Source organism: Mycobacterium sp. E2699 (assembly GCF_001666745.1).
Taxonomy (GTDB): Bacteria; Actinomycetota; Actinomycetes; order Mycobacteriales; family Mycobacteriaceae; genus Mycobacterium.
On record NZ_LZJH01000138.1, the window covers coordinates 29498 to 54085 of the forward strand.

Here is a 24588-nt window from a genome sequence, read left to right on the forward strand (position 1 = left end):
TGCCCCGTTTTTCGTGCTCGAGACTGCAGTGAGCGCGTGCGTCTGCGTCGTTTCCACGATCTGGACGCAGTCTCGGCGCCATCGTCGCGGGGTCCCAACGCGCCGGGTGGCCGCACAGGGGCGTCGAGTCCCTTCTGACGCCCAATCGAGCCCAAATCGAGGCACAGGCGCCGGTTGGCCCCCCACCGGGCCCCACCGACGGGCCCCACCACGCCCCACTCCACCGGTTTGCGCCTCCGACGTGCGGATTTCCGGCGCCGCACTCGCATCGCGACCGGCCCCCGCCGCCCGCCGCCGGGCCACGTGACCCCGATCGGTGGCAGATGACCGGGAAAAGTCGGCGCCGACACCGCAGTAATGGGGCAAAGTGGGGGATCGTGGGGTATGGTGGCTGAAGTGTTTGGGTGACCGGTGTGGGAGGTGAGCTGGTGTTTCTCGGCACCTACACGCCCAAACTCGACGACAAGGGGCGGCTGACGCTGCCCGCCAAGTTCCGCGACTCGTTGGCAGGGGGGTTGATGGTCACCAAGAGCCAAGACCACAGCCTCGCCGTCTACCCGCGGGCGGAATTCGAGCAGCTGGCGCGGCGGGCGAGCAAGACGTCGCGCAGCAACCCCGAGGCGCGAGCGTTCCTGCGCAACCTCGCCGCCGGCACCGACGAGCAGCATCCCGACGCGCAGGGGCGGATCACGCTGTCGGCCGACCACCGCCGCTACGCGAACCTGTCGAAGGACTGCGTGGTGATCGGGGCGGTCGATTACCTCGAGATCTGGGATGCGCAGGCCTGGCACGACTACCAGCAGACGCACGAAGAGAACTTCTCCGCGGCCAGCGATGAAGCACTCGGCGACATTATCTGAGGCGCATGCCCGTGCATCGTGGCCTCTGCCCGAACCGACCCTGGCGTACTTCCCCAACGCCAGGTTCGCGCCTTCGGACAGGGACCTGGGTGCAAGGGCGGCCCTTCGGGCCGACCGAGGTGCGAGGGCGGTCCGCGGAGCCCGGGAAGGCGTTGCGGTGCAAGAGGTTTCAGGCGATTTCGGCCATGTGCCCGTCCTGCTGGAGCGCTGCGTCGAGCTGCTGACCCCCGCACTGACGCGCGACAACCCGGACGGCGCGGGGGCGGTGCTCGTCGACGCCACGCTCGGCGCCGGTGGGCACGCGGAGCGGTTCCTCACCGACCTGCCCGGCCTGCGGCTGATCGGGCTCGACCGCGATCCTGGCGCGCTGGACATCGCCTCCGACCGGCTCGCCCCGTTCGCCGACCGCGTCACGCTGGTGCACACCCGCTATGACGGCCTGGCTGGCGCCCTGGCCGAATCCGGTTACGCTGCAGCCGAATCCGTCGACGCCGTGCTGTTCGACCTCGGCGTCTCGTCGATGCAGCTGGACCGCGCCGAACGGGGTTTCGCCTACGCCCAGGACGCGCCGCTGGACATGCGGATGGACCCGGAGTCGGCGCTCACCGCGGCCGACATCGTCAACACCTACGACGAGGCGGTACTGGCCGACATCCTGCACCGCTACGGCGAGGAGCGGTTCGCGCGCCGCATCGCCGCGCAGATCGTCCGCCGGCGTGCCCGGGCGCCGTTCACCTCGACCGCGGAATTGGTCGCCCTGCTCTACCAAGCGATTCCGGCACCCGCCCGCCGCACCGGCGGGCATCCGGCCAAGCGCACCTTCCAGGCGCTGCGGATCGCCGTCAACGACGAATTGACCTCGCTGCGCGAAGCCCTGCCCGCCGCCCTGGACGCGCTGAGGGTGGGCGGACGCATCGCGGTGCTGGCCTACCAATCGCTGGAAGACCGGATCGTCAAGCGTGTGTTCGCCGACGCGGTCGCCTCGCGCACGCCGGTGGACCTTCCGGTCGAACTGCCCGGCCACGAGCCGCGGTTCCGGTCGCTGACGCGCGGCGCCGAACGCGCCGACGCGGCCGAGATCGAACGCAACCCACGCAGTGCCGCCGTGCGATTACGGGCCTTGCAACGGCTGGGGCAGCGGGAGCAACCAGAGCAGGCGAGCCGGGAAGGCGATACATGAAGGTAAAGCGCGAGACGCCGAAGCGCCGCGGAAGCGGCGACCGTCGTGGCACACGCGACGGTTCGGCCCGCAAGGGCAGGCGCGCCACCGCCGATCCTGCGTCGCCGCGGCGCACGCGCCCGGCCTCGGCCAACACCCGCGAGGCCGGTGCGCACAAGTCCGGCCCGCAAACCAGCCCGAACGCCCGGCCCGTCGAGCGGCCGGGCCGGCCCAAGAGCGCCAGCCAGGCCAAGGCGCGAGCCAAGGCGCGAAAAGCCAAGGCGCCCAAAGCAGTTCGACCCAGGTTGGCGGAGCGGTTGGCCATCCGGCTGGCGTCGATCGACCTGCGGCCGCGGACATTGGCCGCCAAGGTTCCCTTTGTCGTGTTGATCATCGGCGCGCTCGGCCTCGGGCTGGGCCTGACGCTGTGGTTGTCCACCGCGTCGGCGGAGCGTTCCTACCAGCTCAGCCACGCGCGCGAGAAGAACAGGATGCTGCAGGAGCAGAAGGAGGCGCTGGAACGCGATGTGCGCGAGGCGGAGTCGGCGCCGGCGCTGGCCGAGGCGGCACGCAAGCAGGGCATGATCCCGACGAGGGACACCGCGCATCTGGTCCAGGACCCGTCCGGTAACTGGGTGGTCGTGGGCACCCCGAAGCCGGCCGACGGGGTTCCGCCGCCGCCGCTGAACACCAAGATTTCCGACGCGCCACCGCCGCCTCCGCCACCGCCGGCGCTGCCGCCGGAGGTCCCGGTCCGGGTGCCGCCGGCCCCCGGGGGCCCGGCCGTGCCGGCCAGGCAGGGACCGGAGGCGTTGTTGCGGGCCCCGGACGGGTCGTCGACGGTCGGCGGCCAGCACCTGCCGTCGCAGCCGGTCCCGCCGCTGCCGGGCATGCCCGGCGGCCCGGCCACCGGGCACTTCCAGGGGGTGGTGCCGTTGCCGGGGCTGCCGGGCCCGGCCGCACCCGCGACGCCTCCGGTGCCCGCCGAGGTGTCAATCCCGTTGGGGGGACTGCCCGTTCCGCCGCCCGCCCCGGCGCCCGCGCCGCTGCCCGCGGAGGTGCCGCTACCGGTGCAGCCGGGTCCGCGGCCCCCGCAGCCCGTCGCACCCGGGGTGCCGGCGCCGCAGCCGGGCGCGCCGGCTAACGGCGCGCCGTTCGGGCCGATGACCGCCGCGACGCCGGGCGCCGCCCGGTGATCCGCGGCGAGGCCGGGCGGACGCGCCGGTCGCAGCCGGCGCGATCGCCCCGGGCTCCGGGTAAACCACAGAAGGCCAAGGCCGTCCGGCAACCCACGCTGAAGGAGCCACGGCAGGCGAGGAAGGCCAAGCAGGCCAAGCAAACCCGGCCCGACGCGGTGGGCACCGGGCACTCCGCGCGCGAGCGGCGCACCCGTCAGATCGTGGAGGCGGGATCGCGCGGCGCGTCGTTCGTTTTTCGGCATCGGGCCGGCAATGCCGTCATTTTGGTGCTGATGCTGGTCGCGGCGGCCCAGCTGTTCGTGCTGCAGGTCAAGGACGCCCCCAAGCTGCGGGCCCAGGCGGCCGGACAGCTCAAGGTCACCGATGTCGAAAAGGCGGTCCGCGGCAGCATCGTCGACCGTAACAACCAACAGCTGGCGTTCACCATCGAGTCGCGCGCCTTGACGTTCCAGCCCAAGCGGATTCGCCAGCAACTCGAGGAGGCGAAGAAGAAGACCCCGACCGCCCCCGATCCGCAGGAGCGGCTGCGTGACATCGCCAAGGAGGTCTCGACCCGGCTGAACAACAAGCCGGACTTCCAGACCGTGCTGAAGAAGCTGCAGGGCGACGACAACTTCGTCTATCTCGCGCGTGCGGTCGACCCGGCGGTGGCCAGCGCGATCTCCGAGAAGTATCCCGAGGTCGGCTCCGAGCGGCAGGATCTGCGCCAGTACCCGGGCGGATCGCTTGCGGCCAACATCGTCGGCGGCATCGACTGGGACGGCCACGGGCTGCTGGGGCTGGAGGACTCGCTGGACTCGGTGCTGTCGGGCACCGACGGCTCGGTCACCTACGACCGCGGCTCCGACGGCGTCGTCATCCCCGGCAGCTACCGCAACCGGCACCGGGCGGTCAACGGATCGACCGTCCAGCTGACCCTCGACGACGACATCCAGTTCTACGTTCAGCAGCAGGTCCAGCAGGCCAAGAATCTCTCGGGGGCGCACAACGTTTCGGCCGTGGTGCTCGACTCCAAGACGGGTGAGGTGCTGGCGATGGCCAACGACAACACCTTCGACCCCTCCCAGGACATCGGTCGTCAAGGCGACCGGCAACTGGGCAACCTGGCGGTGTCCTCGCCGTTCGAGCCGGGCTCGGTGAACAAGGTGATCACCGCGTCATCGGTGATCGAATACGGCCTCTCCAACCCCGACGAGGTGTTGCACGTGCCCGGCTCGATCAACATGGGCGGGGTCAACGTGCACGACGCCTGGGACCACGGCGTCATGCCCTACACCACCACGGGCGTGTTCGGGAAGTCCTCGAACGTCGGCACCCTGATGCTGGCGCAGCGCGTCGGTCCGGAGCGTTTCTACGACATGGTCCGCAAGTTCGGGCTGGGTCAGCGCACCAACGTCGGGCTGCCCGGTGAGAGCGCGGGCCTGGTGCCGCCGATTGACCAATGGTCGGGCAGCACCTTCTCCAACCTGCCCATCGGCCAAGGTCTTTCGATGACCCTGCTGCAGATGACCGACATGTACCAGACCATCGCCAACGACGGCCTGCGGGTGCCGCCGCGGATCATCAAGGCCACCATCGCGCCCGACGGCACCCGGACCGAGGAACCGCGCCCGGAGGGGATTCGGGTGGTCTCGCCGCAGACCGCGCAGACGGTGCGCGGCATGCTGCGCGCCGTCGTGCAGAAGGACCCGATGGGCTACCAGCAGGGCACCGGGCCGGCCGCCGCCGTGTCCGGCTACCAGATGGCCGGCAAGACGGGCACCGCCCAGCAGATCAACCCCGGCTGCGGCTGCTACTTCGACGACGTCTACTGGATCACCTTCGCCGGCATGGCCACCGTCGACAATCCCCGCTACGTGGTCGGCATCATGATGGACAACCCGCAGCGCAACGCCGACGGCTCGCCCGGGCATTCGGCCGCCCCCTTGTTCCACAACATCGCCGGCTGGCTGATGCAGCGGGAGAACGTGCCGCTGTCACCGGATCCGGGTCCGCCGCTGACCCTGCAGGCCACCTAGCTCGACCCGGCACCCGCCCCCGGCGAGATCGACGTTAGCGTGCGGTCTACTCGCTCGGGTTGGCGTCGATCTCGGCGCTGTGCCCCTTCTCGGTAGGGTGTCAGGGCTGATCGTGCGACAGGGGAGCCGACGGAGGGAGGTGTGGCTGTGGTCTCGGTACCCACCGGTTTGCGGCCCACCGCCGTCCCGGGCGCGCGGTTGCCGGCGCTGGCGGCCCAAGTGGGCGCGGTGATGGCCGACGGGGTGGACGTTCCGGATCTCGCGGTCACCGGCGTGACGCTGCGCGCTCAGGACGTGCTGCCCGGCGACCTGTTCGCCGCGCTGCCGGGTTCCACCACGCACGGCGCCCGCTATGCCGGCGAGGCGATCGAACGCGGCGCCGTCGCGGTGCTCACCGACGCCGCCGGCGTCGCCGAGATGGCGTCCCAGTCCCGCACCGCGCCCACCCTGGTCCACCCGTCACCGCGCCGCGTGCTCGGTGGCCTGGCCGCCACGGTGTACGGCGATCCGTCGGCGAAGCTCACGGTCGTCGGGATCACCGGCACGTCGGGCAAGACCACCACGACCTACCTCGTCGAGTCCGGGTTGCGCTCCGGCGGGCGCACGGCCGGGTTGATCGGCACCATCGGCATCCGCATCGACGGCGCCGACATCCCCAGCGCGCTGACCACCCCGGAGGCCCCCGACCTGCAGGCGATGCTCGCGGCGATGGCCGAACGCGGGGTGGACACCGTGGTCATGGAGGCCTCCAGCCACGCGCTGACCCTGGGTCGCGTCGACGGCACCACGTTCGCGGTGGGCGCCTTCACGAACCTGTCCCGCGACCACCTCGACTTTCACCGCACGATGGCCGACTACTTCGAGGCCAAGGCGGTGCTGTTCGACCCCGCCTCGCCGCTGCGTGCGCGCACCGCCGTGGTGTGCGTCGACGACGACGCCGGGCGGGCGATGGCCGGGAGGGCCGGCGCCGCGATCACGGTCAGCGCCGCCGGCGAACCCGCCGACTGGCGTGCTATGGACGTGGCGCCGATGGGCGCCGGGTCCGAATTCACCGTCGTCGACCCCGCGGGCGTGCACCACCGCGTCGGCATCCGGCTGCCGGGCCACTACAACGTCGCCAATTGCCTTGTCGCGCTGGCCATTCTGGACATCGTCGGGGTCTCCCCGGAGCAGGCGGCGCCGGGCTTGCTGCACACCCGCGTCCCGGGACGCCTGGAGGAGATCGACCGCGGCCAGGACTTCCTCGCGCTGGTCGACTACGCGCACAAGCCCGAAGCGCTGCGCGCCGTGCTGACCACCCTGCGCCGGCCGGGCCACCGGCTGGCGGTGGTGTTCGGCGCCGGCGGGGACCGCGACCCGGGCAAGCGGGCGCCGATGGGCGAGATCGCCTCGGAGCTGGCCGATTTGGTGGTCGTCACCGACGACAACCCGCGCGGCGAGGACCCCGCGGCGATCCGACGCGCGATCATGGCCGGGGCGGCCGGCGGCAAGGCGCAACTCGTCGAGATCGCCGACCGACGCCAGGCCATCGACCACGCGGTGGCCTGGGCCAAAGCCGGCGACGTCGTCCTCGTCGCGGGCAAGGGCCACGAAACCGGGCAGCGCGCCGCGGGGGAGACGCGGCCCTTCGACGACCGGGTGGAGCTCGGGGAGGCGCTGGGGGCCCTGAGGACCCCGCGGTGATCGACCTGACCGTCGCCCAGATCGCCGAAATCGTCGGCGGCACACTGGCCGACATCTCACCCGAGGCCGCGGCCGAACTGCACGTCACCGGGACCGTCGAATTCGACTCGCGCAAGGTCGGCCCTGGCGGGCTGTTCCTGGCGCTGCCCGGCGCCCGCTCCGACGGGCACGACCACGCGGCCTCGGCGGTGGCCGCCGGCGCGGTCGCCGTGCTGGCGGCGCGGCCGGTCGGGGTGCCCGCCATCGTGGTCGAACCGGAGCCCCGCGCGACCGGTGGCGGGCTGGCCGGGGTGCTCGAGCACGACGCCGACGGCTCCGGCGCGGCCGTCCTGGCCGCGCTGGCCGCGCTGGCCAAGGCGGTGGCCGCCGAACTGGTGGCGGGCGGGCTGACGATCGTCGGGATCACCGGCTCGTCGGGAAAGACCTCGACCAAGGACCTGGTGGCCGCCGTGCTCGAGCCGCTGGGCGAGGTGATCGCCCCGCCCGGGTCGTTCAACAACGAACTGGGCCATCCCTGGACGGTGCTGCGCGCCACCCGCAGCACGCACTACCTGGTTCTCGAGATGTCGGCGCGGCACCCGGGCAACATCGCCGCGCTGGCCGAGATCGCTCCGCCGTCGATCGGCGTCGTGCTCAACGTCGGCACCGCCCACCTGGGCGAGTTCGGCTCGCGGGAAGCCATCGCGCGGACCAAAGCCGAACTGCCCCAAGCCGTTCCGTCATCCGGTGTCGTCGTCCTCAACGTCGATGACCCGGTCGTCGCGGCGATGGCCGGGGTGACCGCGGCCCGGGTGGTCCGGGTCGCCCGTTCCGCGCGCACCGAGTCCGGACCCAGCGACGTCTGGGCCGAGGGAGTGTCGCTCGACGAATTGGCCCGGCCGCGCTTTACCCTGCACGCGATGGACAGCGCGGCTGACGTGCGGCTGGGCGTGTTCGGCGACCATCAGGTCACCAACGCGCTGTGTGCCGGCGCGGTCGCGCTGCACTGCGGCGCGGGCGTCGAGCAGGTGGCCGCCGCCCTGGAAGCGGCGGGCCCGGTGTCGCGGCACCGCATGCAGGTGACCACCCGCGCCGACGGCGTCACGGTGATCGACGACGCGTACAACGCGAACCCCGACTCGATGCGGGCCGGCCTGCAGGCGCTGGCCTGGATCGCGCACGGCGGGCCGGAAGGGGGCCCGGGCGCCCGGCGCAGCTGGGCCGTGCTGGGCGAGATGGCCGAACTCGGTGAGGACGCGATCGCCGAGCACGATCGCATCGGCCGGCTCGCAGTGCGCTTAGATGTGTCTCGACTCGTTGTCGTGGGAACCGGGAGGTCGATGAGCGCCATGCACGACGGCGCGGTCCTGGAAGGGGCAGTGGGCTCGTGGGGCGACAGGGGGGCCGTCGCGGTGCCCGACGGCGACGCCGCCCTGGCCCTGCTGCGGGCCGAGGTGCAACCCGGCGACGTCGTCCTGGTCAAGGCGTCCAACGCCGCCGGCCTCGGCGCCTTGGCCGAAGCGCTGGCCGCCGATGACGGCGGGGCCCGCCCGTGAGACAGATCCTCGTCGCCGTCGCCATCGCGCTGACGGTGTCCATCCTGCTGACGCCCGTGCTGATCCGGCTGTTCACCAAGCAGGGGTTCGGCCACCAGATCCGCGAGGACGGGCCGCCGAGCCACCACACCAAGCGCGGCACCCCGTCGATGGGCGGCGTGGCGATCCTGGCCGGCATCTGGGCGGGGTACCTCGGCACGCATCTGGTGGGGCTGGCGTTCGACGGCGAGGGCATCTCCGCGTCGGGCCTGCTGGTGCTCGGCCTGGCCACCGCGCTGGGTGCCGTCGGGTTCGTCGACGACCTGATCAAGATCCGCCGGTCGCGCAACCTCGGGCTGAACAAGACGGCAAAGACCGTCGGGCAGATCGTCGCCGCGGTGCTGTTCGGCGTGCTGGTCCTGCAGTTCCGCAACGCCAACGGCCTCACCCCGGCCAGCGCCAACCTGTCCTACGTGCGTGAGATCGCCACCGTCACACTGGCTCCCGGGCTGTTCGTGCTGTTCTGCGTGGTCGTCGTGAGCGCCTGGTCCAACGCGGTCAACTTCACCGACGGCCTCGACGGGCTGGCCGCCGGCTGCATGGCGATGGTCAGCGCCGCCTACGTGCTGATCACGTTCTGGCAGTACCGCAACGCTTGCGTCACCGCGCCGGGGCTGGGCTGCTACAACGTGCGCGATCCGCTGGACCTGGCGCTCATCGCGGCCGCCACCGCCGGCGCCTGCATCGGCTTTCTGTGGTGGAACGCCGCGCCCGCCAAGATCTTCATGGGCGACACCGGCTCCCTGGCGCTGGGCGGCATCATCGCCGGCCTGTCGGTCACCAGCCGCACCGAGATCCTCGCCGTGGTGCTGGGTTCGCTGTTCGTCGCGGAGGTCACCTCGGTGGTGCTGCAGATCCTGGCCTTCCGCACCACCGGGCGCCGGGTGTTCCGGATGGCGCCCTTCCACCACCATTTCGAGTTGGCCGGCTGGGCCGAAACGACCGTGATCATCCGCTTCTGGCTGCTCACCGCGATCTCCTGCGGCCTGGGCGTGGCGCTCTTCTACGGTGAGTGGCTGGCCACCGTCGGTGCGTGATGAGCGGCCTTGACCCGTTGAGACCGGGCGCGCCCGTGCTGGTGGCCGGCGGCGGAGTGACCGGCAAGGCGGTGCTGGCCGCGCTGACCCGGTTCGGCGCGGCGCCGACGCTGTGCGACGACGACCCGGCCACGCTGCGCCGGTACGCCGACGGCGGGGTGGCCACCGCGCCGACGTCGACGGCGGTCGGGCGGGTCTCCGAATACGCGCTGGTGGTGACCAGTCCCGGCTTCTCGCCGGCCACGCCGCTGCTCGCCGCCGCGGCGACGGCCGGCGTGCCCATCTGGGGCGACGTGGAACTGGCCTGGCGACTCGACGCCGCGGGCCGCTACGGGCCGCCGCGCCGCTGGCTGGTGGTGACCGGGACGAACGGCAAGACCACGACGACGTCGATGCTGCACGCCATGCTGACCGCCGCCGGAAAAAGCAGCGTGCTGTGCGGCAACATCGGCGATCCGGTCCTGGACGTGCTCGACCAGCCCGCCGACCTGCTGGCCGTCGAGGCGTCCAGCTTCCAGCTGCACTGGGCGCCCTCGCTGCGGCCCGAGGCCGGCGTCGTCCTCAACATCGCCGAGGACCACCTCGACTGGCATGCCACGATGGCCGAATACACCGCGGCCAAGGCCCGGGTACTCGACGGCCGGGTCGCCGTGGTCGGGCTGGACGACGTCCGGGCTGCCGCGCTGCTGGGCACCGCCGCCGCGCCGGTCCGGGTCGGCTTCCGGCTCGGCGAGCCCGGCCCGGGCGAGCTCGGCGTGCGCGACGGCCAGCTGATCGACCGGGCCTTCGCCGACGACCTGGCGCTGCTGCCGGCCGGCGCGATACCCGTGCCGGGCCCGGTCGGCGTGCTCGACGCCCTGGCCGCGGCGGCCCTCGCCCGCAGCGTCGGCGTGCCCCCTGAAGCCATCGCCGGGGCGGTCGCGTCGTTCCGGTTGGGCCGGCACCGGGCGGAAGTCGTGGCCGTCGCCGACGGGATCACCTACGTCGACGACTCCAAGGCCACCAACCCGCACGCCGCCGAGGCGTCGGTGCTGGCCTACCCGCGCGTGGTGTGGGTGGCCGGCGGTTTGCTGAAGGGCGCATCGGTCGACGCCGAGGTCGCCAGGATCGCATCCCGGCTGGTCGGGGCGGTGCTCATCGGCCGGGATCGCGCCGAGGTTGCGGAGGCGTTATCGCGACACGCGCCGGATGTCCCCGTCGTCCACGTTGTGACAGGCGAGGATGCTGGTATGAACGCGACTGCTGTGGTTCCTGATACAGATGTGATAGAAGTGAAACCGTCGGACGGGGACCTCGGCGCTCGCGTGATGACCGCGGCCGTGGCCGCAGCGCGGGAGCTCGCGAAGCCGGGCGACACGGTGCTGTTGGCGCCGGCCGGCGCGTCGTTCGACCAGTTCGCCGGCTACGCCGCCCGGGGTGACGCGTTCGCCGCCGCCGTGCGCGCGGCGATCCGGTAGGTGGGCGTGGCTAACCCGCTCGCCCGGCGGTTGCGCCGGGGCAGGAAGACCCAGGACGCCGCGCCCGAGCCCCGCGGGGCGGAAGCGGCGGACCAGGCCGCAGACGCCCCCGATGCCGCCGACGCCGCCGACGCCTCCGACGACGCGGACGCCGCCACGGACGTCATCGACACCGCCGCCGAGCCCGCCGAAGTCGTGGCCCCGGGGGCCGCGAAGGCCGCCAAGGCGAGGCTCGCCGCCATGCCGGGGGGTTTGCGCAGCCGGTTCGGCGCCTGGCTGGGCCGGCCGATGACGTCGTTTCACCTGATCATCGCCGTGACGGGGCTGCTGACGACGCTCGGTCTGATCATGGTGCTGTCCGCCTCGGGCGTGCGCTCCTACGGCGCCGACGGGTCGGCCTGGGTGATCTTCGCCAAGCAGGTCTTGTGGACGGTCATCGGGCTGATCGCGGCCTACGTCGCGATGCGGGTGTCGGTGCGGTTCATCAGGCGCGTCGCGTTCACCGGCTATGTCATCACCATCATCCTCCTGGTCCTGGTGCTGGTTCCCGGGATCGGCAACCTGGCCAACGGCTCGCGGAAGTGGTTCGTGATCGCCGGCTTCTCGATGCAGCCCTCCGAGCTGGCGAAGATCGCGTTCGCGATCTGGGGCGCCCACCTGCTGGCCGCCCGGCGCATGGAGCGGGCCTCGCTGCGCGAGATGCTGATCCCCCTGGTCCCGGCCGCGGTCATCGCGCTGGCGCTGATCGTCGCCCAGCCCGACCTCGGGCAGACCGTGTCGCTGGGCATCATCCTGCTGGCCCTGCTGTGGTACGCCGGGCTGCCGCTGCGCGTGTTCGTCACCTCGCTGGTGGCCGTCTTCATGGCCGGCGCGGTGCTCGCGATGTCGGCGGGTTACCGCTCGGACCGGGTGCGGTCCTGGATCAACCCCGAGAACGACCCGCAGGACACCGGCTACCAGGCCCGGCAGGCCAAGTTCGCGCTCGCGCACGGCGGCATCTTCGGCGACGGCCTCGGCCAGGGCGTCGCCAAGTGGAACTACCTGCCCAACGCCCACAACGACTTCATCTTCGCCATCATCGGCGAGGAGCTGGGCTTCATCGGCGCGTTCGGGTTGCTGGCCCTGTTCGGGCTGTTCGCCTACACCGGGATGCGAATCGCGCGCCGGTCGGCCGACCCGTTCCTGCGGTTGGTGACCGCCACCACGACCATGTGGATCCTGGGTCAGGCGTTCATCAACATCGGCTATGTGATCGGCGTGCTCCCGGTGACAGGCCTGCAGCTGCCACTCATCTCCGCGGGCGGAACATCAACGGCCGCAACGCTATTCATGATCGGCATCATGGCCAACGCGGCCCGGCACGAACCCGAGGCGGTGGCCGCGCTGCGGGCCGGCCGGGACGACAAGATGACCCAGCTGCTGCGGCTGCCGCTGCCCCGGCCGTACGTCCCGAGCCGCATCGAGGCGTTCCGCGACCGCAAGCGGGAGGGCACCGCCGCGCCGCGGACCGGCCCGAAGGCGCCCGCCCGGAAGGCGAAGCGCAACCCCGACAAGCCGCTGCGCAAGGCCACCGGCCGAACGGCCACCCCGACGGCGCGCCAGTCTGGGGGCGCCGCGCGGGGGCGGGGAGGGCATCATGGATCAAGCCAGCGGTACGCCGGTCAGCGTCCGACACGGCGGGCACGCACATTGGAAGGTCAGCGTTACGGGTGAACGGCACGATCGGACAGCCGGCCGGCGGGCTGGGGGGCAACCCCTCGCCCGCCGGTGCCGCATCATCGGCCGATGATGCGTCATCGGTTGATTCCCCCCTGTCGGTGGTGCTGGCCGGCGGCGGCACGGCCGGCCACGTCGAGCCGGCGATGGCCGTCGCCGACGCGCTGTCCGCGCTGGATCCGCACGTCAGGATCACCGCGCTGGGCACCCCGCGCGGGCTGGAGACCCGGCTGGTGCCCGAGCGCGGCTATCACCTCGAGCTGATCACGCCGGTCCCGCTGCCGCGCAAGCCCAGCGGTGACCTGGCGCGGCTCCCGCCGAGGGTGTGGCGCGCCGTCCGGGAGACCCGCGCGGTGCTCGACGCCGTCGACGCCGACGTGGTGATCGGTTTCGGCGGCTACGTGGCCGTGCCGGCCTACCTGGCCGCGCGCGGCGGGCTGGGCCGCAGGCGCCGGGTCCCGGTCGTGATCCACGAGGCCAACGCCCGCGCCGGGCTGGCCAACCGGGTCGGCGCCCGCCGCGCCGACCGGGTGCTCTCGGCGGTGCCGGACTGCGGCCTGCCGCGGGCCGAGGTGGTCGGCGTGCCGATCCGGGCCACCCTCACCGCGCTCGACCGCGCCGCGCTGCGCGCCGAAGCCCGACGGCACTTCGGCTTCGCCGACGACGCGCGGGTGCTGCTGGTGTTCGGCGGCTCGCAGGGCGCCGTCTCGCTCAACCGGGCCGTGTCCGCTGCGGCCGCCGACCTGGCCGACGCCGGGGTCAGCGTGCTGCACGCGCACGGGCCCAAGAACACGCTGGACCTGCGCGAGCCCCAACCCGGCGACCCGCCCTACGTCGCGGTGCCCTACCTCAACCGGATGGACCTGGCCTACGCCGCCGCCGACCTGGCGATCTGCCGGTCCGGCGCGATGACGGTCGCCGAAGTCTCGGCGGTCGGCCTGCCGGCCATCTACGTGCCGCTGCCCATCGGCAACGGCGAGCAGCGGCTCAACGCGCTGCCGGTGGTCAACGCCGGCGGGGGCATGGTCGTCGCCGATGCCGACCTCACCCCGGCCCTGGTCGCCCGCGAGGTGGCCGGCCTGCTCACCGATCCGCCGCGGCTGGCGGCGATGACGGCCGCCGCCGCCCGGGTGGGCCACCCCGACGCCGCGCGCCAGGTGGCCCAGGCGGCGCTGGACATCGCGCGACGGGCGCGGGTCGGCGGGAGAAACACGTGAACGCCGAGCTGCCCCCCGAATTGCACAGGGTGCACATGGTCGGCATCGGCGGAGCCGGAATGTCGGGCATCGCCCGCATCCTGCTGGACCGCGGCGGGCTGGTGTCGGGGTCCGACGCCAAGGAATCGCGCGGCCTGCACGCGCTGCGGGCCCGGGGCGCCCAGATCCGCGTCGGCCACGACGCGTCGGCGCTGGATCTGTTGCCCGGCGGCGTCACGGCGGTCATCACCACCCACGCCGCCATCCCGAAGACCAACCCCGAGCTGGTCGAGGCCCGGCGCCGCGGCATCCCGGTGATCTTGCGCCCGGCCGTGCTGGCCAAGCTGATGGCCGGGCGCACCACGTTGATGGTCACCGGCACGCACGGCAAGACGACGACGACGTCGATGCTGATCGTGGCCCTGCAGCACTGCGGACGGGACCCGTCGTTCGCCGTCGGCGGCGACCTGGGGGAGGCCGGCACCAACGCCCACCACGGCAGCGGCGACTGCTTCGTCGCCGAGGCCGACGAAAGCGACGGCTCGCTGCTGGAGTACGCGCCCAACGTCGCGGTGGTGACCAACATCGAGACCGATCACCTGGACTTCTACGGCAGCGCCGATGCCTACGTCGCGGTGTTCGATTCCTTCGTGGAGCGGCTGGCCCCCGGCGGGGCGCTCGTGGTCTGCACCGACGACCCCGGCGCGGCGGCGCTGGCCGAACGCACCGCGGAGCTGGGCATCCGGGTCCTGCGCTACGGCTCGGCGGGTGACGGCTTGGCCGCCAGGCTGCTGTCGTGGGAGCAGCAGGGCACCGAGGCCGTCGCGCACATCCAACTCGCGGGCGACGCGCACCCGCGCGTGATGCGGCTGTCGGTGCCCGGCCGGCACATGGCGCTCAACGCGCTGGGCGCCCTGCTGGCGGCGATCGAGATCGGCGCCTCGCCCGACGAGGTGCTCGACGGGCTGGCCGGATTCGAGGGCGTGCGCCGCCGATTCGAACTGGTCGGAACGTCCGGGACCGGCCCCGAAACGGTCCGGGTGTTCGACGACTACGCCCACCACCCCACGGAGATCAGCGCCACGCTGGCGGCGGTTCGCGCCGTGCTTCAGCGGGATGGTGACCCCGGTGGTCGCTGCATCGTGGTGTTTCAGCCCCATTTATATTCGCGCACAAAGACTTTCGCGGCCGAGTTCGGTCGCGCGCTGGACGCCGCCGATCAGGTGTTCGTCCTCGACGTCTACGGCGCCCGCGAAAAACCGCTCACCGGCGTCAGCGGTGCGAGCGTCGCCGAACACGTCAGTGTGCCGGTGCGCTACCTGCCGGACTTCTCGGCGGTCGCCGAGGAGGTCGCCGCGGCCGCGGGCCCCGGGGACGTCGTCGTCACGATGGGCGCGGGCGACGTCACCCTGCTGGGCCCTGAGATCGTGACCGCGCTGCGGGTGCGGGCCAACCGTAGCGCGCCGGGCAGACCGGGGATTCTGCGATGACCGAGCCGAACGAGCCCGCGCCGGCCGACCCCGAGCGCGCCGACGGCGTGATCACCGAGCCGATCGCGACCGGGGCGCCCGCCGACGCGTCGCAGCCGGATCAGGCCGAATTCGAGGGGCCGCGCCGGCGGGCCCGCCGCGAGCGGGCGGAGCGCCGCGCCGCGCAGGCCCGCGCCCGAGCCATCGAGGAGGCCCGCCGCGAGGCCAAGCGCCGGGCCAGCGGGCGCATCGCCAACCAGCCCAAACCGGCGGCCCGCGGCGTGGTGCGGGGGCTGAAGATGCTGCTCGCCAGCGTCATCGTGGCCATCGTCGGGGTCGGTCTCGGGCTCATCCTCTATTTCACGCCCGCGATGTCGGCGCGCACCATCGTCGTCACCGGGATCGGCACGGTGACGCGCGAGGAGGTGCTCGACGCCGCGCGGGTGCGTCCCGGGACGCCGCTGCTGCAGATCAACACCAACCAGGTCGCCGAGCGGGTGGCCGCGATCCGGCGGGTGGCCAGCGCCCGAGTGCAGCGCCAGTACCCGTCGGCGCTGCGGATCACCATCGTCGAGCGAGTTCCGTTGGTGGTGAAGGACTTTCCCGACGGGCCGCACCTGTTCGACCGCGACGGCGTCGACTTCGCGACCGCGCCGCCGCCGCCGGCGCTGCCCTACATCGACGTGGCCAATCCCGGGCCGAACGACCCGACGACCAAGGCGGCGCTGCAGGTGCTGATCGCCCTGCGCCCGGAGGTCGCCGGTCAGGTGAGCCGGATCGCGGCCCCGTCGGTGGCCTCGATCACCCTGACGCTGGGCGACGGGCGGGTGGTGATTTGGGGGACCACCGACCGCACCGAGGAGAAGGCGGAAAAGCTGGCCGCCCTGTTGACCCAGCCGGGCAAGACCTACGACGTGTCCAGCCCCGACCTGCCGACCGTCAAGTAGCTTTCGCGCGCGAATGTGCGGCCAGCCGCACGTTCGGCGCCGAATGTGAGGCCAGCCGCACACTCGGCAACTGCAAAATTTGCGTGCCGCGCGTCGGCGCGCCTGCGGGATAAGCGCGCGTACTACCCATACCGTTCTGTTTGCGCGGAACTACTTGACATAACTCTAACTCTATGGTTGAGGTTGAGGGTTTGCCAGGCCGACACACCGAGTCCCACCAGGGAGGAAGACGAATGATGACCCCCCCGCACAACTACTTGGCCGTCATCAAGGTCGTGGGCATCGGTGGCGGCGGCGTGAACGCCGTCAACCGGATGATCGAACAGGGCCTCAAGGGCGTGGAGTTCATCGCGATCAACACCGACGCCCAGGCGCTGTTGATGAGCGACGCCGACGTCAAGCTCGACGTGGGGCGCGACTCCACCCGAGGGCTGGGCGCCGGAGCGGACCCGGAGGTCGGGCGCAAGGCCGCCGAGGACGCCAAGGACGAGATCGAGGAGTTGCTGCGCGGCGCGGACATGGTGTTCGTCACCGCCGGCGAGGGCGGCGGCACCGGCACCGGCGGGGCGCCCGTCGTGGCCAGCATCGCCCGCAAGCTGGGCGCCCTGACCGTCGGCGTCGTCACCCGGCCGTTCTCCTTCGAGGGCAAGCGGCGCGGCAATCAGGCCGAAAGTGGCATCGCCGCGCTGCGGGAGAGCTGCGACACCCTCATCGTGATCCCCAATGACCGGCTGCTGCAGATGGGTGACGCCGCGGTGTCGCTGATGGACGCGTTCCGCAGCGCCGACGAGGTGCTGCTCAACGGCGTGCAGGGCATCACCGACCTGATCACCACCCCCGGTCTGATCAACGTGGACTTCGCCGACGTCAAGGGCATCATGTCCGGCGCCGGGACGGCATTGATGGGCATCGGCTCGGCGCGCGGCGAGGGCCGGTCGCTCAAGGCCGCCGAGATCGCCATCAACTCGCCGCTCCTGGAAGCCTCGATGGAGGGCGCGCAGGGCGTGCTGATGTCTATCGCCGGCGGCAGCGACCTGGGCCTGTTCGAGATCAACGAGGCCGCTTCGCTGGTGCAGGACGCCGCCCACCCGGACGCCAACATCATCTTCGGCACCGTGATCGACGACTCGCTGGGCGACGAGGTGCGGGTCACCGTCATCGCAGCGGGCTTCGAGGCCACCGGACCGGGCCGCAAGCCGGTCATCGGCAGCACCGCCGAGGAAAAAGGCGGCGCGCACCGCATCGAATCCGCCAAGGCCGGCAAGCTCAGCTCGACGCTGTTCGAGCCCGTCGACGCGGTCAGTGTCCCGATTCACACCAACGGTTCGACCCTGAACATCGGTGGCGACGACGACGACGTCGACGTGCCGCCTTTCATGCGCCGCTGAGTCTCATGTCGGTGACAACCGGACCCCGGCGCGCGTCGGGGCGGCATGGCCGACATTGCTTTTCGGATACTGGTGACGTGAGCGTTCGCATCCGTCGGGTGACCACCACCCGCGCCGGCGGGATCTCGGCGCCGCCGTTCGACACCTTCAACCTCGGTGACCACGTCGGCGACGACCCCGCGGCGGTGGCGGCCAACCGCAAGCGGCTGGCCGACGCGATCGGCCTGGGCGCCGACCGGATCGTGTGGATGAACCAGGTGCACGGCGATCGGGTCGAGGTCGTCGACGGACCGCAGGCTGCCGCGGTCGACGAGACCGACGCGTTGGTCACCGGAACGGCGCGCCTGGCGCTGGCGGTGGTGACCGCCGACTGCGTGCCGGTGCTGCTGGCCGACGCGCGCGCCGGTGTGATCGCCGCCGTGCACGCCGGCCGCGTCGGCGCGCAGCGCGGGGTGGTGACCCGCGCGATCGCGGCGATGCTGGCGCGGGGCGCGCGGGCCGGCGACATGTCGGCGCTGCTGGGCCCGGCGGTCAGCGGTCGCAACTACGAGGTGCCCGCCGCGATGGCCGACGAGGTCGAGGCGGCGTTGCCGGGCAGCCGCACCACCACCGCGGCCGGCACTCCCGGGCTCGACCTGCGCGCCGGAATCGCTTGCCAGCTCCGCGATTTGGGCGTCACGGCGATCGACGTCGATCCGCGCTGCACGGTGGACGACCGGGCGCTGTTCAGTCATCGCCGGGACGCGCCGACCGGGCGCCTGGCGTCGCTGATCTGGATGGAGTGACCGATGGCGGGGGACCTGCCGGCCCACGAGCATGGCGACCGCGAATCGGAATTGACGCATGCGCTGGCCGCGGTGCGTTCGCGACTTGCGGGTGCCGCGGAAGCGGCGGGCCGCAATGTCAGCGAAATTGAACTTCTCCCTATTACCAAATTCTTTCCAGCAACCGATGTTGCGATTTTGTCTCGATTGGGTTGTCGGTGCGTCGGCGAATCCCGCGACCAGGAAGCGACGGCGAAGGTCGCCGAAGTCGACCGGTTGGCGGCCAGTTCCGGGCTTGCCGAGTTGCGGAATATGCACTGGCACATGGTGGGCCGGATTCAGCGAAACAAGGCGCGTTCGCTGGCGCGGTGGGCGCACACGGCCCACTCGATCGACAGCACGCGCCTGGTCGCCGCGCTCGACCGGGCGGTGTCGGCGGCCCTGGCCGACGGCCGCCGCCAGGAGCCGCTGCGCGTCTACGTCGAGGTCAGCCTCGACGGCGACGTCTCCCGCGGCGGCGTCGACGTCACCGCGCCCGGCGCCGTCGATGAGGTCTGCGCGCAGGTCGCGGGATCCCGAAGCCTGGAACTGCTCGGCCTGATGGGCATCCCGCCGCTGGACTGGGACCCCGCGCGGGCCTTCGAGCTGCTGCGATCCGAGCACCGCAGGGTGCTGGAATCGCACCCGAACGCCGTCGGACTGTCCGCCGGCATGTCCAACGATTTCGAAATAGCCGTCAAACATGGTTCGACGTGTGTGCGTGTCGGTACCGCGCTATTGGGTCCGAGGCGGCTACCGTCACCGTGAGTAGTCACTGTAGTCACATCTTCATCACAGACACCAATACTCCCAGGGGCTAGAAGGGTTTACGCGATGAGCACACTGCACAAAGTCAAGGCCTACTTCGGTATGGCTCCGATGGAGGACTACGACGACGAGTACTACGACGACCGGGCGCCCTCCCGCGGCTTCCCGCGGCCCCGGTTCGACGAGGGGTACGGCCGCTACGAGGGCCGTTTCGAAGGCCGCGACTACGAGGACCTCAGGGACCCGCGCGGCGAGCCCGCCGACTACCCCCCGCCCGGCGGCTATCGTGGCGGCTACGCCGACGAGGGCCGCTACGGCCCCGTCCACCCGCGCGAGTTCGAACGGCCCGAGATGAGCCGGCCGCGGCTCGGCTCGTGGTTGCGGAATTCCACCCGCGGTGCGCTGGCGATGGACCCGCGCCGCATGGCGATGCTGTTCGAGGAGGGCAGCCCGCTGTCGAAGATCACCACGCTGCGGCCCAAGGACTACAGCGAGGCGCGCACCATCGGCGAGCGCTTCCGCGACGGCACCCCGGTGATCATGGACCTGGTGTCGATGGACAACGCCGACGCCAAGCGGCTGGTCGACTTCGCCGCCGGCCTGGCCTTCGCGCTCCGGGGGTCGTTCGACAAGGTCGCGACCAAGGTGTTCCTGTTGTCGCCCGCCGACGTCGACGTGTCACCGGAGGAGCGTCGCCGGATCGCCGAAACCGGGTTCTACGCCTACCAGTAGACGCACCCGTTCCGCCGCTCGGCGGGGTCGGCGCACGTGAGATGTGTGCCCGCACCCGAGAATCGGTAGGCTGGCGCCTGACATCGGGTCATCTCATCGGTAAGGTCGGGGCTCCAGTTGGTGCTGTTTTTTCAGATCCTTGGGTTCGCGCTGTTCATCTTCTGGCTGCTGCTCATCGCCCGGGTCGTCGTCGAGTTCATCCGCTCGTTCAGCCGCGACTGGCATCCCACCGGCATCACCGTGGTGATCCTGGAGATCATCATGTCGATCACCGACCCCCCGGTGAAGCTGCTGCGGCGGCTGATCCCGCAGCTCACCATCGGGGCGGTGCGCTTCGACCTGTCGATCATGGTGCTGCTGCTGGTCGCGTTCATCGGCATGCAACTGGCGTTCGGCGCGGCGGCATGATCGGTGCTGAGAGCGCGCGCCGCGGCCCGGAGACGGTTCGGCCACGTTTTAGCGTCGGTTCGGCCGCCGCAATTTAAAAATTTTAAGGGTTTGGATTTTATTGGTCTTAGTGTGTGAAATAGGTTCTTATTTATTGGGCTAATCGGCTACCGCCGAGTCTGGTGTGACAGGATGGACGGCAGTTGCACGACGGCAACCACTCCGTTCTACACTTTCCAGATCGTTTGACAGGAACTCGAGGGGACGAACAATGCCGCTTACACCAGCCGACGTCCACAATGTGGCGTTCAGTAAGCCGCCGATCGGCAAGCGCGGTTACAACGAAGACGAGGTCGACGCCTTTCTCGACCTGGTGGAAAACGAGCTGACGCGGCTCATCGAGGAGAACTCCGATCTGCGTCAACGGATCGAGGAGCTGGACCGCGAGCTGGCCGCCGGTGGGGGCGGCGGCGCAGCTCAGCCCACCCAGGCGATCCCGACCTTCGAGCCCGAGCCCGAGCCGGTCAAGCCTGCGCCGGTCGTCGCGCCGGCGGCGCCGGCGGCGTCCCAGGGGACCAACGAGGAACAGGCCATGAAGGCCGCCCGGGTGCTGACCCTGGCCCAGGACACCGCCGACCGGTTGACCAGCAACGCCAAGGCCGAGTCCGAGAAGATGCTGGCCGATGCGCGGGCCAACGCCGATCAGATCCTCAGCGAGGCCCGGCACACCGCCGAGACCACGGTCACCGAGGCCCGCCAGCGCGCCGACGCGATGCTGGCCGACGCGCAGAGCCGCTCGGAGACGCAGCTGCGCCAGGCGCAGGAGAAGGCCGACGCCCTGCAGGCCGACGCCGAGCGCAAGCATTCCGAGATCATGGGAACCATCAACCAGCAGCGCACCGTGCTGGAAGGCCGCCTCGAGCAGCTCCGCACCTTCGAACGCGAATACCGCACCCGGCTCAAGACCTACCTGGAATCCCAGCTGGAGGAACTCGGCCAGCGTGGATCGGCGGCGCCCGTCGACTCGAGCGCCGACGCCGGCGGGTTCGACCAGTTCAATCGGGGTAATAACTAGCCGGGCGATCGTGCCGGGGTACTCGCCGGGGCTCCCGTTCGGCACACTAGCCTGCACTAGACCTGGCAGTCCCCGTCTTCGGCTGGAGGATGACCGATGCTGATCATTGCGCTGGTACTCGCCCTGATCGGGCTCGTCGCCCTGGTGTTCGCGGTGGTCACCAGCAACGAGCTGGTCGCCTGGGTGTGCATCGGCGCCAGCGTTCTGGGCGTGGTGTTGCTGATCATCGACGCGTTGCGGGAACGCCAGCGTCGTGACGCCGACGGCGCAGCACACGACGTGGAAGAACCCGGGCATGACGGGGAAGCCCCGGTCGACTACCCCGAAGAGGCCCCCGACGAGGGGGAGCGGCCCGCGGTCGAGGACACCGCCGACGAGTCGTCCCAGGGCCTCGAGTCCAGCGAGGACCGGGCCACCTAGTACTTCAGCGTTCTTCAGCGGGTCGGCGTAGTCAGCAGCTCGCGAACCTCATCGTCGGTGACCTGGCGAAAGTCTGCGTAGACCTGCCCGACGGCTTCGAACCCGGGTGGCATGGAGGCGCACACCACCTCGTCGGCTTCCCGCCCGATTTCGCGGCAGGTCGACGCCGGTCCGACCGGCACCGCGACGACGATCGACAGCGGCCCCGCGGCCCGCACGGCCCGGACGGCGGCCAGCATGCTGGCGCCGGTGGCGATGCCGTCGTCGACCAGGATCACGACCTTGCCGCGCGGGTCGGCGCCGGGGCGGCCGCCCCGGTAGGCCTGCTCGCGCCGGTTGAGTTCGGCGGTCTCGCTGGCGATCACCTCGCGCACCTGGTCGTCGGTGATGTGCAGGCTGGAAACCACGTTGTCGTTCATCACCACCCCGCCGCCGCTGGCCAGCGCGCCCATCGCCAGCTCCGACCAACGCGGAACCCCCAGCTTGCGCACCAGAAACACGTCCAGCGGGGCGTGCAATGCCGAGGCGATCTCCCAGGCCACCGGCACGCCGCCCCGCGCCAGCCCGAAGACCAGCACGTCGTCCCTGTCCCGATAGGAGGCCAACTCCTCGGCCAGCGCGCGGCCCGCCTCACGACGATCACGGTAGATGCGCGCCGTCGCTCGCCGGAGGAAGCCGCTGGGTGGGTTCATTGGTCGCTCTCCAGGCTAACGCCGAGCTAACTCGATTGCTCTAGTACGTCGCACGTACTAACGTGGCGGGCATGGCAAGGCCGAACGATCCCGGCGTGCTGATCCTGACGAGCCTGGCCTCGGGTCCCAAGCACGGGTACGCGCTGGCCCGCGATATCGAGGAGTTCTCCGGTGCGGCGCTGGGGCCCGGAACTCTCTACGGGGCGATCACCCGGCTCGAGGAGCGGGGCCTCATCGAGCCGCTGCAACACGACCAGCGGCGGCGGCCGTACCGGTTGACGGCGGCCGGGCAGGCCGAACTTGCTGCTGCCGTAAGGGAATTGGGCGCGATCGCCGACGAGGGCGCGCGCCGGCTGGGCATGCCGTTGCGGTCCCCGCGGCCGGGCTGGTCGGTGTGAACGCCGACGACGCGCGGCGGGCGCTGCGCTGGTATCCGCGGGCCTGGCGCCGCCGCTACGGCGACGAGCTGGTGGCCTTGCTGGAAGACATGTACGGCGACGAGCTGGTGGCCTTGCTGGAAGACATGTACGGCGACGAGCCGCTATCCCGGCACTGCCGGGCATCGCTGTTCTGGTCAGGCACGATCGAAAGGATCCACGAGATGGGCCGGCGCTTTCGCAGAACGTACACGGGATACAGCATCGGCTGCGCGATCGTGTGGGCCGTCATCCTGGCCGGGGTGTCGTCGACGGCCGGCACCGCCACCCGGCACACGCTGATGCTCGTTTTCGGGGGATGGTGGATCGGGTGGCTGTCGGCCACGATCGCGCGAGCCGTCTACCCGCCGCCGAAACGCCACATCGCGCCGTAAAACCGGTGTCCGAAAAGGGGCTAGCCACTTACGCCACGGGTCCCGACCTGAAGAACCGGTACCTGACCGTCGTCCGTGCCGGGGTTGACCCACTCTGATGTCGAGCGCTCGGATCAAGGGTCGAGTTGGGCGGGGGCGACGCGGCACCCGACGGCTTGGGCTCCGGTGTGCAGGCGTCGGTCCCAGACGGCGACGATCAGGTCGGGATCGCCGACGGCCAACGCGCTGGCCAGATGAACTGCGTCGGCTCCTCGCAAGGCATGGGATCGAGCGAGGTGGCCGGCGTGCTGTTCAACCGTCGCGGTGAGTTCGACTGGGCGGGTCGCGGCCCAGAAGTCGGCCAACCCATGCTCGGCATCGGCGAGCTCATCTTCGGTTAGGTCGTGATTGCGGGCGGCCGCAGCGAGTGCGGCGCGCACTTCGGGGTAGGCCAAACGGCTGGACAATGCGGCGTCGCAGCCGTCCCATAGCGCGGTTGCCAGCGCGCTCCCCGGCTCAGTGGTGAGAAGTTTGACGAAGGCGCTGGCGTCGAAGTAAACGAGCGGCACCTGTCAGCGCCGCTGGTCGCTGACCCGGTCAGACACCGGCCGTCGCGGTCGGGGCCCGCGCCGACCCGCAGCGACGGGCCGCTGCGCGGTGGCCTTGCCAATCACGCCTTCGGCCGTGAGACGCTCCAAGGTGCCTGCGCTGTCCAGTGGAGTCAGTCGCGCGACCGGAATCCCACGGTCGGTGATGACGACCTCACGACCAGCCCGCGCTCGATCCAGCCACTCGCTGAGGTGCGCGCGCAACTCGGTCACGGATACGTCCATATCCCCAACTGTACACTCACGGAGCCTTGATTTTGTACATGTCGCCGCTGAGTGCAGCAACGACCCACGTGACCGAGGTCTGTTCAAATACCTCCGATTCACGTCTTGCCAATTCAAGCTCAGGCGACAACTGCGCCCACACACGAGGCGGGCAAATGCGGGCGGACGGCCGACGCGCGTCGTGTCGCCGATTGTGTGATCGTCGCCGGTTCTAGCGAACCCGCGTGGAATCACACTCCATCGGCTCGGATGTGAATGCGAGCATTCACATCGCTGGCCTCAGTCGTGTCGCCGGATGTGTCCGAGGGGGTCTGTGGTTCATTGACATAGAGGACAGATGTCTCCCGACATAGAGGACAGCCCAGTTATCGCGAGGTGTCCTCAT

At 71.1% G+C, this 24588-nt stretch carries 21 protein-coding genes and 3 pseudogenes; 21 read left to right on the plus strand and 3 right to left on the minus strand.

Going from position 1 to position 24588, the window contains the following annotated elements; genetic code table 11:
* The first annotated feature begins 428 nt into the window (after nt 1-428).
* The 19 genes and pseudogenes from mraZ to A5696_RS23635 all read left to right on the plus strand — a co-directional run bounded on the left by mraZ (nt 429) and on the right by A5696_RS23635 (nt 21888).
* Nucleotides 429-860 (plus strand): division/cell wall cluster transcriptional repressor MraZ, encoded by a 432-nt coding sequence (gene mraZ, locus A5696_RS23545; RefSeq protein WP_066913393.1) that lies wholly within the window; start codon nt 429-431, stop codon nt 858-860.
* On the plus strand, nt 835-2040 hold the full coding sequence (gene rsmH / locus A5696_RS23550; RefSeq protein ID WP_156738563.1) for a 16S rRNA (cytosine(1402)-N(4))-methyltransferase RsmH: 1206 nt from the start codon (nt 835-837) through the stop codon (nt 2038-2040). The genes mraZ and rsmH overlap by 26 nt, the downstream gene beginning before the upstream one ends.
* Entirely contained in the window at nt 2037-3215 is a 1179-nt protein-coding gene (locus A5696_RS23555) for a hypothetical protein (protein WP_067883398.1), read from the plus strand. The genes rsmH and A5696_RS23555 overlap by 4 nt, the downstream gene beginning before the upstream one ends.
* A complete protein-coding gene (locus tag A5696_RS23560; protein WP_067883399.1) occupies nt 3212-5236 on the plus strand; it encodes a penicillin-binding protein 2 in 2025 nt (674 codons plus the stop codon). The genes A5696_RS23555 and A5696_RS23560 overlap by 4 nt, the downstream gene beginning before the upstream one ends.
* Nucleotides 5237-5383: 147 nt before the next feature.
* On the plus strand, nt 5384-6919 hold the full coding sequence (locus tag A5696_RS23565; RefSeq protein ID WP_067883400.1) for a UDP-N-acetylmuramoyl-L-alanyl-D-glutamate--2,6-diaminopimelate ligase: 1536 nt from the start codon (nt 5384-5386) through the stop codon (nt 6917-6919).
* Complete coding sequence (gene murF, locus A5696_RS23570; protein WP_067883401.1) at nt 6916-8454, plus strand: UDP-N-acetylmuramoyl-tripeptide--D-alanyl-D-alanine ligase; 1539 nt, start codon at nt 6916-6918, stop codon at nt 8452-8454. Before A5696_RS23565 ends, murF begins: the two co-directional genes overlap by 4 nt.
* Nucleotides 8451-9530, plus strand: coding sequence for a phospho-N-acetylmuramoyl-pentapeptide-transferase (gene mraY, locus A5696_RS23575; protein WP_067883402.1), 1080 nt, complete (start codon nt 8451-8453; stop codon nt 9528-9530). Before murF ends, mraY begins: the two co-directional genes overlap by 4 nt.
* Nucleotides 9530-10987, plus strand: a complete 1458-nt coding sequence (gene murD, locus A5696_RS23580) for a UDP-N-acetylmuramoyl-L-alanine--D-glutamate ligase (RefSeq protein WP_067883403.1) — start codon at nt 9530-9532, stop codon at nt 10985-10987. Before mraY ends, murD begins: the two co-directional genes overlap by 1 nt.
* Before the next feature lie 165 nt (nt 10988-11152).
* Complete coding sequence (gene ftsW / locus A5696_RS23585; RefSeq protein WP_369803385.1) at nt 11153-12700, plus strand: putative lipid II flippase FtsW; 1548 nt, start codon at nt 11153-11155, stop codon at nt 12698-12700.
* A pseudogene (gene murG, locus A5696_RS23590) lies at nt 12697-13916 on the plus strand (undecaprenyldiphospho-muramoylpentapeptide beta-N-acetylglucosaminyltransferase); the annotation flags it as partial. The gene ftsW and the pseudogene murG, both read left to right, overlap by 4 nt.
* Nucleotides 13917-13955: 39 nt before the next feature.
* Nucleotides 13956-15389, plus strand: a complete 1434-nt coding sequence (gene murC / locus A5696_RS23595) for a UDP-N-acetylmuramate--L-alanine ligase (RefSeq protein WP_067883421.1) — start codon at nt 13956-13958, stop codon at nt 15387-15389.
* Complete coding sequence (locus A5696_RS23600) at nt 15386-16315, plus strand: cell division protein FtsQ/DivIB (RefSeq protein WP_067883404.1); 930 nt, start codon at nt 15386-15388, stop codon at nt 16313-16315. The genes murC and A5696_RS23600 overlap by 4 nt, the downstream gene beginning before the upstream one ends.
* 236 nt (nt 16316-16551) lie before the next feature.
* Complete coding sequence (gene ftsZ / locus A5696_RS23605; protein WP_067883423.1) at nt 16552-17703, plus strand: cell division protein FtsZ; 1152 nt, start codon at nt 16552-16554, stop codon at nt 17701-17703.
* 77 nt (nt 17704-17780) lie between these two features.
* Nucleotides 17781-18488: a peptidoglycan editing factor PgeF gene (pgeF, locus tag A5696_RS23610; RefSeq protein ID WP_067883405.1), complete on the plus strand. Its 708-nt coding sequence runs from the start codon at nt 17781-17783 to the stop codon at nt 18486-18488.
* 3 nt (nt 18489-18491) lie between these two features.
* A complete protein-coding gene (locus A5696_RS23615) occupies nt 18492-19274 on the plus strand; it encodes a YggS family pyridoxal phosphate-dependent enzyme (protein ID WP_067883406.1) in 783 nt (260 codons plus the stop codon).
* Nucleotides 19275-19340: 66 nt separating this feature from the next.
* Entirely contained in the window at nt 19341-20006 is a 666-nt protein-coding gene (gene sepF / locus A5696_RS23620; RefSeq protein WP_067883407.1) for a cell division protein SepF, read from the plus strand.
* A gap of 117 nt (nt 20007-20123) precedes the next feature.
* Nucleotides 20124-20414: a YggT family protein gene (locus tag A5696_RS23625; protein ID WP_007170773.1), complete on the plus strand. Its 291-nt coding sequence runs from the start codon at nt 20124-20126 to the stop codon at nt 20412-20414.
* 250 nt (nt 20415-20664) lie between these two features.
* Nucleotides 20665-21468 carry a DivIVA domain-containing protein gene (locus tag A5696_RS23630; protein ID WP_067883408.1) on the plus strand — a complete coding sequence of 268 codons (804 nt, stop codon included), beginning with the start codon at nt 20665-20667 and terminating at the stop codon, nt 21466-21468.
* 96 nt (nt 21469-21564) lie between these two features.
* Nucleotides 21565-21888 (plus strand): hypothetical protein, encoded by a 324-nt coding sequence (locus A5696_RS23635; RefSeq protein WP_067883409.1) that lies wholly within the window; start codon nt 21565-21567, stop codon nt 21886-21888.
* Nucleotides 21889-21902: 14 nt separating this feature from the next.
* Here the strand turns inward: A5696_RS23635 and A5696_RS23640 are convergent.
* A pseudogene (locus A5696_RS23640) lies at nt 21903-22595 on the minus strand (phosphoribosyltransferase); the annotation flags it as partial.
* 56 nt (nt 22596-22651) lie between these two features.
* Between A5696_RS23640 and A5696_RS23645 the strand changes: the two are divergent.
* Nucleotides 22652-22978, plus strand: coding sequence for a PadR family transcriptional regulator (locus A5696_RS23645; protein WP_067883411.1), 327 nt, complete (start codon nt 22652-22654; stop codon nt 22976-22978).
* The gene (locus tag A5696_RS23650) at nt 22975-23391 is read left to right on the plus strand and encodes a hypothetical protein (RefSeq protein ID WP_067883412.1); all 417 of its coding nucleotides are present in this window, start codon (nt 22975-22977) and stop codon (nt 23389-23391) included. Before A5696_RS23645 ends, A5696_RS23650 begins: the two co-directional genes overlap by 4 nt.
* A gap of 113 nt (nt 23392-23504) precedes the next feature.
* Here A5696_RS23650 and A5696_RS27345 read toward each other — a convergent pair whose 3' ends face one another.
* Together A5696_RS27345 and A5696_RS28550 are read right to left on the minus strand one after the other, a co-directional pair.
* Complete coding sequence (locus A5696_RS27345) at nt 23505-23939, minus strand: type II toxin-antitoxin system VapC family toxin (protein ID WP_082956592.1); 435 nt, start codon at nt 23937-23939, stop codon at nt 23505-23507.
* Between the two features lie 3 nt (nt 23940-23942).
* A pseudogene (locus tag A5696_RS28550) lies at nt 23943-24236 on the minus strand (type II toxin-antitoxin system Phd/YefM family antitoxin); the annotation flags it as partial.
* Nucleotides 24237-24588 lie beyond the last annotated feature (352 nt).